17 protein-coding genes are annotated in these 12,148 nt (G+C 71.6%); 11 read left to right on the forward strand and 6 right to left on the reverse strand.

Annotated features, from left to right (window positions below):
- Nucleotide 1: 1 nt before the first annotated feature.
- Both ACEN9V_RS12185 and ACEN9V_RS12190 read left to right on the forward strand, forming a co-directional pair.
- Entirely contained in the window at nucleotides 2-919 is a 918-nt protein-coding gene (locus ACEN9V_RS12185; protein ID WP_413600527.1) for a phosphotransferase, read from the forward strand.
- On the forward strand, nucleotides 912-1,565 hold the full coding sequence (locus ACEN9V_RS12190) for a hypothetical protein (RefSeq protein WP_413600528.1): 654 nt from the start codon (nucleotides 912-914) through the stop codon (nucleotides 1,563-1,565). Before ACEN9V_RS12185 ends, ACEN9V_RS12190 begins: the two co-directional genes overlap by 8 nt.
- Here ACEN9V_RS12190 and ACEN9V_RS12195 read toward each other — a convergent pair.
- Nucleotides 1,534-2,034 carry a GNAT family N-acetyltransferase gene (locus ACEN9V_RS12195; protein ID WP_413600529.1) on the reverse strand — a complete coding sequence of 167 codons (501 nt, stop codon included), beginning with the start codon at nucleotides 2,032-2,034 and terminating at the stop codon, nucleotides 1,534-1,536. The genes ACEN9V_RS12190 and ACEN9V_RS12195 overlap by 32 nt on opposite strands.
- A 55-nt stretch (nucleotides 2,035-2,089) precedes the next feature.
- On the opposite strand from ACEN9V_RS12195, the gene pip reads away from it, so the two are divergent.
- On the forward strand, nucleotides 2,090-3,031 hold the full coding sequence (gene pip / locus ACEN9V_RS12200) for a prolyl aminopeptidase (RefSeq protein ID WP_413600530.1): 942 nt from the start codon (nucleotides 2,090-2,092) through the stop codon (nucleotides 3,029-3,031).
- On the opposite strand, the gene ACEN9V_RS12205 is transcribed toward pip, so the two are convergent.
- Nucleotides 2,988-4,181: an MFS transporter gene (locus ACEN9V_RS12205; RefSeq protein WP_413600531.1), complete on the reverse strand. Its 1,194-nt coding sequence runs from the start codon at nucleotides 4,179-4,181 to the stop codon at nucleotides 2,988-2,990. The two genes, pip and ACEN9V_RS12205, sit on opposite strands and share 44 nt — an antisense overlap.
- Nucleotides 4,182-4,270: 89 nt before the next feature.
- On the opposite strand from ACEN9V_RS12205, the gene ACEN9V_RS12210 reads away from it, so the two are divergent.
- From ACEN9V_RS12210 to ACEN9V_RS12235, 6 genes are all read left to right on the forward strand, one after another.
- Complete coding sequence (locus tag ACEN9V_RS12210) at nucleotides 4,271-4,840, forward strand: TetR/AcrR family transcriptional regulator (protein WP_413600532.1); 570 nt, start codon at nucleotides 4,271-4,273, stop codon at nucleotides 4,838-4,840.
- 178 nt (nucleotides 4,841-5,018) lie between these two features.
- Nucleotides 5,019-6,452 (forward strand): MFS transporter, encoded by a 1,434-nt coding sequence (locus ACEN9V_RS12215; protein ID WP_413600533.1) that lies wholly within the window; start codon nucleotides 5,019-5,021, stop codon nucleotides 6,450-6,452.
- Entirely contained in the window at nucleotides 6,449-7,390 is a 942-nt protein-coding gene (locus ACEN9V_RS12220) for a nucleoside hydrolase (RefSeq protein WP_281266219.1), read from the forward strand. The genes ACEN9V_RS12215 and ACEN9V_RS12220 overlap by 4 nt, the downstream gene beginning before the upstream one ends.
- Entirely contained in the window at nucleotides 7,387-8,253 is an 867-nt protein-coding gene (locus tag ACEN9V_RS12225) for a PfkB family carbohydrate kinase (RefSeq protein WP_413600534.1), read from the forward strand. The genes ACEN9V_RS12220 and ACEN9V_RS12225 overlap by 4 nt, the downstream gene beginning before the upstream one ends.
- 12 nt (nucleotides 8,254-8,265) lie before the next feature.
- Nucleotides 8,266-9,036 (forward strand): GntR family transcriptional regulator, encoded by a 771-nt coding sequence (locus tag ACEN9V_RS12230; protein ID WP_413600535.1) that lies wholly within the window; start codon nucleotides 8,266-8,268, stop codon nucleotides 9,034-9,036.
- Nucleotides 9,037-9,097: 61 nt separating this feature from the next.
- Nucleotides 9,098-9,229, forward strand: coding sequence for a hypothetical protein (locus tag ACEN9V_RS12235; protein WP_413600536.1), 132 nt, complete (start codon nucleotides 9,098-9,100; stop codon nucleotides 9,227-9,229).
- Here ACEN9V_RS12235 and ACEN9V_RS12240 read toward each other — a convergent pair.
- Nucleotides 9,213-9,731 carry a phosphotransferase-like protein gene (locus ACEN9V_RS12240; RefSeq protein ID WP_413600537.1) on the reverse strand — a complete coding sequence of 173 codons (519 nt, stop codon included), beginning with the start codon at nucleotides 9,729-9,731 and terminating at the stop codon, nucleotides 9,213-9,215. The genes ACEN9V_RS12235 and ACEN9V_RS12240 overlap by 17 nt on opposite strands.
- An 87-nt stretch (nucleotides 9,732-9,818) precedes the next feature.
- On the opposite strand from ACEN9V_RS12240, the gene ACEN9V_RS12245 reads away from it, so the two are divergent.
- A complete protein-coding gene (locus ACEN9V_RS12245) occupies nucleotides 9,819-10,094 on the forward strand; it encodes a hypothetical protein (protein ID WP_413600538.1) in 276 nt (91 codons plus the stop codon).
- Between the two features lie 94 nt (nucleotides 10,095-10,188).
- On the opposite strand, the gene ACEN9V_RS12250 is transcribed toward ACEN9V_RS12245, so the two are convergent.
- A complete protein-coding gene (locus ACEN9V_RS12250; RefSeq protein ID WP_413600539.1) occupies nucleotides 10,189-10,650 on the reverse strand; it encodes a MarR family winged helix-turn-helix transcriptional regulator in 462 nt (153 codons plus the stop codon).
- A 62-nt stretch (nucleotides 10,651-10,712) separates the two neighbouring features.
- Between ACEN9V_RS12250 and ACEN9V_RS12255 the strand changes: the two genes are divergently transcribed.
- Complete coding sequence (locus tag ACEN9V_RS12255) at nucleotides 10,713-11,081, forward strand: VOC family protein (RefSeq protein WP_413600540.1); 369 nt, start codon at nucleotides 10,713-10,715, stop codon at nucleotides 11,079-11,081.
- A gap of 30 nt (nucleotides 11,082-11,111) precedes the next feature.
- Here the strand turns inward: ACEN9V_RS12255 and ACEN9V_RS12260 are convergent, their stop codons facing one another.
- Both ACEN9V_RS12260 and ACEN9V_RS12265 read right to left on the reverse strand, forming a co-directional pair.
- On the reverse strand, nucleotides 11,112-11,549 hold the full coding sequence (locus tag ACEN9V_RS12260) for a VOC family protein (protein WP_413600541.1): 438 nt from the start codon (nucleotides 11,547-11,549) through the stop codon (nucleotides 11,112-11,114).
- Between the two features lie 10 nt (nucleotides 11,550-11,559).
- Nucleotides 11,560-12,138 carry a TetR/AcrR family transcriptional regulator gene (locus ACEN9V_RS12265; protein WP_413600542.1) on the reverse strand — a complete coding sequence of 193 codons (579 nt, stop codon included), beginning with the start codon at nucleotides 12,136-12,138 and terminating at the stop codon, nucleotides 11,560-11,562.
- Nucleotides 12,139-12,148: the final 10 nt, after the last annotated feature.

Consider the following 12,148-nt stretch of genomic DNA (forward strand, 5'->3'; position numbering starts at 1 on the left):
CGTGTCCAACGAAGCGGTCGGCGAGCCCTGGTTCGGTGCGGTCCTGGGGGCGGTCGGTGCCACGACGCAGCACGTGGCCCCGCTCGCGGGCGGTTCGGTCAACCACACCCTCCGGGTGGAACGAGTCGATGCGTCTCCGATCGTCCTGCGTTTCCCCGTCGATCCGCTCCGCGAGGACGAGTTCCCCGTCGAGGCGTGGGCTGCGGCGGAAGCGGCGCAGGTCGGCATCCCGGTTGCGGCACCCGTCCTGCACGGCGTCGAGGCCGGCATCCCGTTCGCGATCTCGGAGTACGTCGAGCCCGATCCGCGTCCGATCGAGCAGCCGTGGGCGTGGCTCGGTCGATACGCGGTGGCGGTCGGCACGATCCCGCTCGACAGGGCGCCGGTGTCGCTGTACTCCCGGTTCGGGCCTGACCTACGCCAGGCCTGGGCGGCGCACCTGGACTACAACCTCGCCGCACTCGTCGAGGAGGACCCCCTCCGACGAGACGGCGCGTACGCAGCGGCCGTGGACGTCCGATCACTGCTCGAACCGCTGACCCGCGAGGCGGTCCAGTTCGGGCTCGCGCACGGGGACCTCGCCCCGCGGAACCTCATCTCGCGCGGTCCCGACGCGCCGCCCGTGCTCATCGACTGGGGTGCCGCCGAGACCGGCCCGACGCCGTGGACGGACGCGCGACGAGTGTTCCGGTGGGCCTTCGTCGACGGGTCCATCACCCGTCAGGAGTACGACGCGTTCGTCGCCAGCGCCGGACTCGGGTCGGATGCTGCTCGACGGACGCTGGCCGCGATGACGGCACTGCACCTCGTCGACGTCACCCGGTGGGCCCGCGACCGGCGTCCGGACCTGTACGACGAGTACCTCTCGCAGTGTCGCGCCGGGCTCGGGCGCATCCGGGAGGAGGTCGGACGTGGGTGACGGACTCGAGCACGACGAACTCGTGCGTCTCTACGGACCCTGGCGTCCGCGCACCCCTGCGGACGTCGCAGCGCTCTTCGCGGGTTTCCCCGGCATCTGGTGGATCGCCGGCGGATGGGCGATCGAGACCTTCACGGGTCGGAGTCGACCGCACGGGGACCTCGACCCGAGCATCGCCCGCTCCGACCTGCCCCTGCTTCGCGCGCACCTCGCGGGCCGGATGGACGTCTGGGCAGCCGATCAGGGAGCCCTGCGGCCGTTGGTCGACGAGACGGACGCCCTGCCCGAGACGTGCGGCAACCTCTGGCTCCGTCCGAGTGGATCGGACCCGTGGGAGTACGACGTCCTCCTGATGGACATCGACTCTGGGAAGTGGGCTTACAAGCGAGACCGGAGCATCACGCTGCCGGTGTCGGAGCTCCTCTGGGAGCGCGACGGGATCAGACACCTCAGGCCAGAGGTCCAGCTCCTCCACAAGGCGCCTGGACTCCGGCCGCAGGACCAGCAGGACTTCGACGCCTGCCTGCCGCTCCTGAGCGAGGCCGCCGCGGCCTGGCTGCGCAGCTCTCTGGAACGGGCGCATCCAGGGCACCCCTGGATCCACGCGCTCGCACTCACCCCACCGCGAGCTCCCAGAAGCGGGTGACGCTCGTCAAGTGGTCGTATCGGTACGGCTTCTGCTCACCGGTCGGCCTGTAGCCCAGAGCGCGGAAGAACGGAGCGGCCTCGCGCCCGACGCTGTCGACAACCCCGACCCGCACCACGGAGACACCCGCAGTTCGGAGGTCCGCGAGCAGGGCGTCGTGGAGGGTACGGCCGTGTCCACGCCGCCGGCGATCGCTCCGGACGATGAGCAGGCCGAGGTAGGCGGTGCGGGGATCCGGGTAGCCGATCAGGACGTCGGTGAACGCGGTCAGCTCCCCGTCGACCCAGAGACCGACGCCCCGTTTGCCCGCCGGGTCGTACCCGGGAGGGACTGCGATGAGGGCGCTCAGCGCATCCGACGGTCCCGGCGGGTAGCCGGTGACCCGCTCCGAGTGGTCCGGGGTCGCCTCGAGCAACGCCTGGAGGGCGTCGACGTCGGAGCTGTCGAGCGCGCGGATGTCGGACGGCATGGTGGACCCGAGTGTGCACCTCGTCGTCGTCCCCCGGCCGCCCTAGGCTGCCGGGATGCACCCGGAACTGGAACCTTTCGACTCGGGATCCCTCGAGCGCCCGGACGGCAACCGGATCCACTGGGAGACCTCGGGGAATCCCACGGGGCGTCCGGCCCTCTACCTGCACGGCGGTCCCGGTTCGGGCCTCGGAGCCGGCGGCTACCGCCGGCGGTTCGACCCCGCGCAGTACCTGATCGTCGGACTCGATCAGCGTGGCTGTGGGCGGAGCACCCCGTGGGCGATCGACGACCTCGACGCGCTCGACACGAACACGACGCAGACGGTCATCGCGGACATCGAGGCGCTCCGGGAACGGCTCGGCATCGAGTCCTGGCTCGTGCACGGAGTCTCGTGGGGCAGCACCCTCGCCCTGGCGTACGCCCTCGCGCACCCGGACCGGGTCACCGAGATCGTGCTCGTGGCGGTCACGACCGGCGCCCGTCGGGAGCTGGACTGGATCACCGAGGGCGTCGGCGCGCTGTTCCCGGAGGCGTGGTCGGCGTTCGCCGCCGGTGTCCCGGACGGCGTTCGCGTGGTCGAGCACTACGCCGGGCTGCTCCGCGACCCGGACCCCGCGGTGCGTGTCGCTGCTGCCGAACGGTGGGACGAGTGGGAAGCGACGCACATCTCGTTCGACCTCGGATCGCCCGTGGGCCCGTTGCACCCGGACGCGCGCCACCGGCAGGACTTCGCGACCCTCGTCACGCACTACTGGGCGAACGACTGCTTCCTCGGCCCGGACGAGATCCTGTCGCGCGCGGGTGAACTCGCGGGCATCCCCGGTGTCCTCATCCACGGTCGTCGGGACGTCAGCGGTCCCGTGGTCACCCCGTGGGAACTGCACCGGGCGTGGCCGGGAAGCCGCCTGGAGGTCGTGGAGGACGAGGGGCACGGCGGGCCGACCGAGATGCTCATCGCGCAGCGGGCGATCGACGCGTTCGCGGCCCGGCGATGACCGCGACCAGGACCAGGGCGACCACGAACGCCCCGTACGCGAGCACGGTGGGCTCGAGCCCGACCGCCGCGGTGGCGAGGCCGGCCGCGAGCGCCGGCACGCTGAACGCCGCGTAGCTGACGATGTACATCGTCGCGAACACCTGGCCGCGCTGGTCCTGGGGAGCAGCCGCGCCGAGCGTCGTGACGGCGTACTGGAACGTGCTGCCGAAGCCCAGCCCGGCGATCGCGGACCCCACGACGTAGATCGGCAGGGCTGTCGCCATGACCGCCACGAGCATGACCACCACGCCGCCGGCGAGCGTCCCGTACCCGAACCACTGCCGTGTCGACGGCGGCAGGATCGTCGAGACCGCGCCGCCGATCGTCCCCGCGACGAAGAACGCCCCGAGCACCAGCCCCACGACGAAGTGACTGTGCACCCCGAGCAGCGTGCCGATGACCGACGACCCGAGTGACAACGACAGGCCGGACAGCGCCCAGGTCGCGACGATCGACGGGACGAGCGCGAGGAACGCCGGGCGGACGACGGAGGGCAGCGCCGCGCTCGGCAGGAGTGCGCGCCAGAGCGGTCCCTGATCGGTCGCCGCCGGTCGGCTGCGCTCCGGGACCCACCAGACGAGCACGGCGAGGAGCAGGTACGCGGCCGCGAGGACCCAGAACACGAGCTGGCGCGGGAACGGCGCGAACTCGACGAGTGCTCCCGCCAGGACCGCGCCGATCGTGATGCCGAGCGACGGGACGGCGCTGCTGACGATCGACCCTCGCCGCGGGTCCTTGGCGGCGTCGAGGATCATCGCCGTGACCGTGCCGGTCGCCGCGCCCACCGCGAACCCCTGCACGACCCGGGCGACGACGAGCCCGCCGGTCCCGCCGGCGACCACGAAGAGCAGCATGCCGAGCGCGAGCAGCACCATCGCCCCGGACGCCACGGGTCGACGTCCGATCCGGTCGGAGAGCGACCCCACCGTGAGCAGGGCCACGAGGAGTGCTCCGACGTAGACGGCGAAGACCACCGTCAGCGTGAACGCCGAGAACCCGAAGAGCCGCTGGTACACGGGGTAGAGCGGCGACGGAGCTGAAGCGGCCGTCAGGGTCGCAGCACCGGTGGCCCCGGCGACCAGGAACGCGACCGGGCGAGGGAACACCATGGAGTCCTCCATCAAAAGCAATGAACTTTGCTTTTGGGACAGTAGCCCGCGCGGTTCCAGAAAGCAAAGAACTTTGCGATAGTTGGACCATGTCCGCGACGTCGACGACCAGGCCAGGCGGGCGGAGCAGCCGCGTGCTCTCCGCCGTCTACTCGGCCGTCGGCGCGCTCGTGGGCGAGGGCGCCGAGCGCATCACGTTCCCCGTCATCGCCGAGCGAGCGGGCGTCAACCCGACGACGCTCTACCGACGGTGGGGTGACGTCGACGAACTCCTCGAAGAGGTCGCGGTCGCGGCCCTCACCCGCGACGGCGACGAGCTCCCGGACACGGGCACCCTCGCAGGCGACCTGACCGAGTGGGCGCTGATCGTCACGCGCGACATCACCCGGCCGGAGCGCGCTCGGTACCTCCGGGCGATGGTGGCCGCCCGTCAGGACGTCGTCGCACACTGCGAGGTGACCGACACCCGTCTCGAGCAGGCATCGGCGCTCATCCGCCGCGCCGACGACCGGGACGAGGCCGTGCCGACCGCCGAGCAGGTCCTCGACCACGTGATCGCGCCGCTGTACTACCGCGTCGCCTTCGCCCTGCCGGTCGACGAGGAGCGCCCGCGGCGCTTGGTCCGCGACGTCCTCCGCATGATCGCGCCGATCCGGTAGTCACCACACGCCGGACGGGAGGCTCGGTGCGGGCCCGACCCGTGCCTCCCGTCCGATCCTGGCGACTCCACGGCCGGAACCGGCCATCGGGGTCGGCCCGCTTGCCAGCGTGCCGTCCGGCCCATAGAGTACGGACCCGTATTACAGGTACGTACGACAACCGGACGAAGGAGTTCGCATGACTGTCGCCCCCGCTCGCCCCGAAGCGGAACGCGAGCGCCTCTCCGGCGCTCGCATCCCCCTGCTGGTCGGATCGCTCATCGTCGCGGTGCTCGCGTTCCAGCTGAACGCGAGCCTGCTCACCCCGGCCATCCCGTCGATGGCCGTTGACCTGCACGCTTCGGCCGGCGTCGTGTCCCAGGTGCAGTCGCTGTTCTTCCTGTCCGGGTCGGTGCTCGGCATGGTGGTGTCGCGCTGGTCGGACACGATCGGGCGGCGCCGGGCGCTCCTGGTGACGATGGCCGCGCTGCTCGTGGGGACGCTGCTGACCGTCACCGCACCCTCGCTTCCCCTCCTGCTGACCGGTCGCGTGCTGCAGGGGACGTCCTCGGCGGCGCTGACGATCGCGTTCCTGGTGCTGTCCGAGGAGCTCACGGCGAAGCAGTTCGGCATCTCGGTCGGGGTCGTGACGGCGGTGAACGGCGGCCTCGGCGGGCTCGACGGGTACATCGGCGGTGCGGTCACCGACGCGTTCGGCTGGCGAGCCGTGTTCGTCGTGATCCTGGTCGTCGCGGTGCTCGGCACCCTGTCGGTGCTGACGTTCGTGCCGCGGGTCCGGCGGAGTGCGGCTCGTCGGATGGACTGGCTCGGTGCGACGATCCTCGGTGCGTTCCTGGTCGGGTTCTCGCAGTTCGTCAGCGAGGTGCCGTCCCGCGGGATCGCCGACCCGCTGACGCTGGTGTGGCTGACGGTCGCGGTCGTGGCAGCCGTCGCGTTCGTGCTCGTCGAGCGGCGGGTGGCCCAGCCGCTCATCGCGGTCCCGGCGCTCCGGGCTCGGACGGCGTGGCCGGTGCTGATGTGCACGTTCCTGACGCTGTCCGGGGTGTTCGCGTCGACGAACTTCACCGTCGTCGTGCTGAGCCAGGACGGCGCGAACGGCTTCGGCCTGAACGCGGCGATGTCCGGGCTGCTCTTCCTCACCCCGACCGCCGTCGCCGGGCTGCTGACGGCGCCGGCCGCCGGGTGGATCGCCCAGCGCATCGGGTGGGTGCGGTCGCTCCGCATGGCCACCGGCGCGATCCTCCTGATCTCGATCGCGCTCGCGTTCTTCGCCCTCGACAAGTGGGTGGCCTTCGGGCTGCTCATCGTGATGGGCGTCTTCTACCTCGGGCTGTACCAGGCGACGGCGAACGGCCTGTCGGTGCTGAACGCCCCCGCCGATGCCCCGGGTTCCCTGCCCGGGATCCACGGTGCATGCTTCGGACTGGGAGCAGGCACCGGCGTGGCCCTGGTCGGCCCTGCGGTCAGCGCCGGCACGCCAGAGGGGTACCACCTGGCGCTCTGGATCTCCGTCGCACTCACCGCCGCCGCGTTCGCCGCTGCGCTCGTCCTCCGTCCCACCCCGAACGCTCTGCCCGCCGGAGCCCGCCCCGAAGGAGCCGCAACCGCATGACCACCCCCACGATCCCGCTCTTCCTCGACTGCGACACCGGCGTCGACGACGCCCTCGCCCTCGCGTACCTGCTCGACGTCCCGCACGTGGACCTGGTCGGCATCGGGACGGTCTCCGGGAACATCGACTCCGCGACCGCAGCGGTGAACACCTCGGCGCTGCTCGGCATGGTCGGGCGATCGGTGCCGGTCGCCGTCGGCGCGCACGACCCGCTCGGCGGCGTCTACGGCGGGGGTGCCCCGCACGTGCACGGCGTGAACGGTGTCGGCGGTGTCGACCTGCCCGCCGGGGTGGCCACCGCCGCCGACCCGGCCGCCGAACTACTGGTGCGCCTGGCACGTTCCCACGCGCTCGGCGACCGCAAGCTCGACGTGCTGGCGATCGGCCCGCTCACGAACCTCGCCGTCGCGCTCGAGCTGGAGCCGCGCCTGCCGGAGCTGGTCGGCACGCTGACGATCATGGGCGGGGCGGTGTGGGAGCCCGGCAATGTGTCGCCCACCGCAGAGGCGAACATCCACAACGACGCCGAAGCCGCGCGCCGGGTCCTGACCGCCGGGTTCGACCTGGTGCTCGTGCCGCTCGACGTCACCCGCCAGCACCGGTTCGACGACAGCGACGGTGACCGGTTCATCGCCGCGGGCGACCCGCTCCGGGTGGCGCTCGGGACGATGCTCCACCGCTACATCGACTTCTACGAGACCGTCGACCACGTCCGCCGAGCGCCGCTGCACGACCCGCTCGCTGCGGCGATCGCCGCGGGTGAGGTCGCACCGACCGTCCGCGAGACCCCGCTCGACGTGGTGACGGACGGCGACGAGCGCGGCCGCACCGTGCCGGTTGCAGACGGTCCGGTGGTGCGGGTCGTGGTGACGGCGGAAGCGTCTGCCGCCGACGTGATCCGGACCCGGATCCTCGAGCTCGACACGGTGCCCGCGTGACCGCTCTGCCCTCGCTGGCCGTCGTCGGCAGCATCAACGTCGACTCGGTGCTGCGGGTCCCCGAGCTCCCCGCCCCGGGTGAGACCGTCCTCGCGACCCAGCGGCGGACGTTCCTCGGCGGCAAGGGCGCGAACCAGGCCGTCGCCGCCGCACGGCTCGGCGCAGCGGTCACGATGATCGGCGCCGTCGGGGCTGACCCGGACGGGGCGTTCGCGGTCGAGCAGCTCCGGCTCGTCGGCGTCCGGACGGAGCTGGTCACCAGGACCTCGGCCGCGCCGACCGGGACCGCGGCGATCACGGTCGACGCCGCCGGCGAGAACGCGATCGCCGTGTTCCCGGGGGCGAACGACCTGGTCGGCGTGCCCGGTGCACTCCCCGAATCCGACGTGCTCCTCTGCCAGCTCGAGGTCGACCCGGCCGTGGTGGACGAGGTCGTCGTCCGGTCCCGGGCCTTCGTCGCGATCAACGCCGCTCCCGCTCGACGGCTCGCGCAGGCCACGCTGGACCGCGCTGACCTGCTCGTCGTCAACGAGCTCGAGTGGGCCGCACTCCCCGATCTCGCTCGGTGTCGCCGCGTGGTGGTCACGGCGGGGTCGTCGGGTGCCTCGGTGTTCGAGCACGGACGCCTCGTCGTGCACGTTCCGTCGGTCCGCGCCGAGGTCCGGAACACGGTCGGTGCCGGTGACGCCTTCACCGCGGCTGTGACCATCGGGTTCGCAGCCGGGCTCTCCGCCGAGGACGCGCTCGCGACCGCAGCGCACGTCGGCGCCGCGGCCGTGGCGCACGAGGCATCGCAGCCAGACCTCGAGCCGTTCACGTCGTACCGGTCCCGGGCTGCGATCGCCGCACGGACCGCGGTCTGAGAGGCTGAGCACATGACGACCGCCGACGTCCTCCGGGGACCGCTCCCTGCGCACGCCGGAGTCCCGCTCCGCGTCGCCGCGTACATGCGCATCAGCGACGCGATCCGTGCCGGCGCCATCCAGCCCGGCATCCTGCTGCCGTCCGAGGCGGAGCTGGTCGAGTTGCTGGGGGTGTCCAGGACGGTCGTGCGCGAGGCGCTGATCTTCCTCGAGGAGGACGGGTTCATCCGCTCCCGACGGGGCATCGGCCGCTTCGTCGCGGAGCGCCTGCCGGTCGCTGGGCTCGAGCGCGTCGAGGCCCCTGAACGCTTGCTCGTTCCAGAGGGCGGCGACGTCGAGCGGACGGAGATGGTCGTCCAAGACCGCACGGGGTTGTTCGCCGCGGAGTCGCTCGGCATCGCGGAGTCGTCGCCGTCCTGGTTCGTCGAGAGCGTCGTCCGCCGCGGGGACACCGTCGTCGGACTCGTGCAGGAGCACCTGCCGCCCGACGACGCCCTGGTCGGGGAGTTCGCCCCCGTCCGCGAGCTGATCCGGATGAGCCGACCCGACCGGACGATGCTCGCTGCGATGTTCGACGCCGGCATCGTCCCCGGGCCCGGCACCACCGAGGTGTCGATCGGTACCCCGGGTGAGACCCGTGGGCACCGTCTGGGTGTCCCCGCCGAGGAGCCCGTGCTCGTGCTGACACGGAGCCTGCGGTTCGCGGGGCGTCCGCTCTACGTCTCGAAGACCCTGGTGAACCCGCGCGAAGCCCGGATCACCGTCACGCACGGCGCGCCCTGAGTCGGGAATGTTCCGTCGCTCCCCGGTGTCGTACCCGTCACCCCATGCGAAGGAGCAACCGATGAGCCACGAACTCGACCGGACGAACACCACCCTCGACGACCGCGACTGCTGGCCAGCCCAGCGTGCGCTGCGTGACGAGCCGAAGCCCCGCTTCGGCCGCTACCTGGGCCTGATCAACTCGCACGACTGACCAGGAGTCGCCGGGCGATGCGCTCGACGCTCGCCTCTGTCGGCTCCGCGCTCGTGTCGATCTCGATGTCCAGCGGGACGTTGTGGTTCGCCGCTGCGGCCCCCGACCTCGCCCACCGCAGGTCCGACCCGGCTCGGGCCGCGGCACGGGTTGCGAGACCTTCTGGGTCGGTCCGGACGCCGACGAAGAACGCCCCGCGCTCGAGGCAGCGTTCAAGACACTCCCAGAAGTGCCCCGTCTCGGGGAAGGGCAGGGCGCCGTCGAGGATCACGTCGTACCCGGCGTCGAGCCACGTGAACGCGGCCAGGTGGAGCGTGCGCGCGAACCGCGGCGGGTCGAAGCCGTCGGTTGAACCGAGGGTCGGCGCGGCGGTGTCCGCCTCGATCAGCACCCAGTCGTGTCCGAGTCGTTCGACGAGTGCGCGGGCAAGGGTCGACTTCCCCGCGAGGCTCCCGCCCGACACGACGACGAGGGAGCCGGGTGTCCGTCGCTGGAGATCCACGACCCCACCGTACGTGTCCGGTGCGCGAACTGATTGACTCGACGGAAGCTCGATGAACGACCGCAGCCCAGGCGCTCGCCGTGGGTCGTGGTGCTCACCTGCGCGGTGATCGTCCTGTGGACCATCGCCGTCGCACTCCCGACCTGGGTGCTCGTGGTGATCGCGCAGCTGCTCGGCGAGGATCCTGCGCGGACGCAACGGTCGATCGTGATCGCGATCGGAGCGTTCCTGTCCATCGCGATCCCCGCGGTCGGGGCATCGGCCGGCCTGTTCGCCCTCCGGCGGCACCTCCGGTCCGATCGGTCAGCGCAACGGCCTGCGTCCGGCGGTGGTCTCGTCCCTCCCGGTGCGTCGGGGCGGTGATCCGCGGGCGCTCCTGACGAATCCGGTTCCGCGCACCCGCGTTTCGGGAACCGGGTTCGTCATCGGAGAATCCGAACCTCCGTCCCCGCGAGCGTCACGCGCCAGGCTGCTCGTCGACCCGCAGCGAACGGATCATGCTCCGCAGGCTCCGGAACGCGACCGCCCGGTCGTCCGTCGACATCCCGGTGAGCATCCGGTCCTCGACCGACCGCACGGCGGCGCTCGCGTGCTCGAGCAGGTCCCGACCGGACGGGGTGAGCTGTGTCGGGAGCGCCTTCCCCACCGGGGGTGCCGCTGGGCGGGTCACCAGGCCGTCGCGCTCGAACGCCTGCAGCAGCACGTTCATCGACTGCCGGGTGACGAACGCTCCCCGTGCGAGGTCGGAGTTCGACAGACCGGGTCGCTGCGCGAGCAGTTCCAGGCACGAGTACTGCGTGACCGTCAGCCCGAGCGGGCGCAGCACCGACTCCATCGCGGCGCGCAGAGCACTCGCCGCCTCTTTCAGCAGGTACCCGAGCGAGGTCTCGAGGTCGATGCCGACCGGGTCTTGACTCATGTCAGTAGTCTGACATAGGTTGGTGCGTGTCAGAAGACTGACACACCACGAAGGAGCACCACATGCCTGTCACCGGCCCCGACTTCATCAACCTCCAGGCGACCGACCTCGCCGCATCCCAGGCGTTCTACGAGCAGTACCTCGGCCTGGTCCGCTCGCAGGCCGGCCCGCCGCACGCCGTCGTCTTCGAGACGACGCCGATCGCGTTCGCGCTCCGCGACGTCATCCCGGGTACGGACATCGCCGGCACCCCGCAGCCCGGCATCGGTGCAGCGATCTGGCTGCACGCCACCGGGGTCCAGGAGATCCACGACGCCCTCGCCGCCGACGGACACACCATCGTCTCGGCGCCGATCGACGGCCCGTTCGGCCGCACGTTCACGTTCGCCGACCCCGACGGCTACCAGATCACGCTGCACGACAAGGCCTGATCCGCGCACCCGTCCAGTGGCCAGCCGCGGTCAGCCCTTGCGGAGATCCTGCGCGAGCATCACGATGATCCCGCTCGGCCCGCGCAGGTACGTGAGCAGGTACACGTCCTGGTAGTTCGCGACGCCGCGAAGCGGTGTGCAGCCGTGGCGCGCGGCGATGGCCAGCGACTCGTGGAGGTCGTCCACCTGGAACGCGACGCGGTGCATGCCGATCTCGTTGGGCAGGGTCGGCTCGGTCTCGATCGCGTCGGGGTGGACGTACTCGAACAGCTCGATGTGGCCGTGTCCGTCCGGGGTCTCGAGCATCGCGATCTTCGCGTGGTTTCCGTCGAGCCCCACGGCGGTGTCGGCCCAGGTGCCACTGATCTCGTCCCGACCGACCTCGGTGAGGCCCAGGTCGGTGAAGAACGCCATCGTGGCCTCGAGGTCACGGACGGCGATGCCGATGTTCTCGAAGGCGATGCCCATGGCGTGCAGGCTAGCCGAGGGTTGCAGCCGCTTCCCGGAGCTCCGAGAGGGCGGTCAGGGTGTGGTGGTCGAGGCGGTCGTCGTCGGAGCGGTCCCCGCCCGACCAGCGGTCGAACCCCTGCTTGAACGCGAGCACCCCCATCTCGCTGGCGAGGCGAGCGGGTGCCGCGCCGACACCGCGCGCGACGAGCGCCTCGGTCATCGCGGCTGCCATCCCGACGCTCTTCAGGGCATCGCGTTCCTGGAGTTCGGCGCTCGCGGCGACGGCGGCCTTGAGCCGTGGTCCGAGTTCGCGGTTCATCGGGCCCATCTCGTCCGATGCTCGCTGGAGCCCGGCGGCGACGGCGTCGAGCGGTGTCGCGTCGGCGGGCGCCTCGGTGATGCCCGACGCGAGGAGTCGGCTCAGCGTCTCCTGCCCGGCGACCAGGAGTTCGCGCTTGTCGGGGAAGTGCCGGAAGAACGTGCTCTTCGTCACACCGGCGCGCTCGGCGATCTGCGTGACCGTCGTCTCGTCGTAGCCCTGCTCGGAGAACAGGTCGACCGCGGCCAGGACCAGTCGTTCCCGAGCACCGGGTTCCCATCGCGCCATGGGACGATCA

This window comes from Curtobacterium sp. Curtsp57 (assembly GCF_047324335.1).
In the GTDB taxonomy this organism is placed as follows: domain Bacteria; phylum Actinomycetota; class Actinomycetes; order Actinomycetales; family Microbacteriaceae; genus Curtobacterium.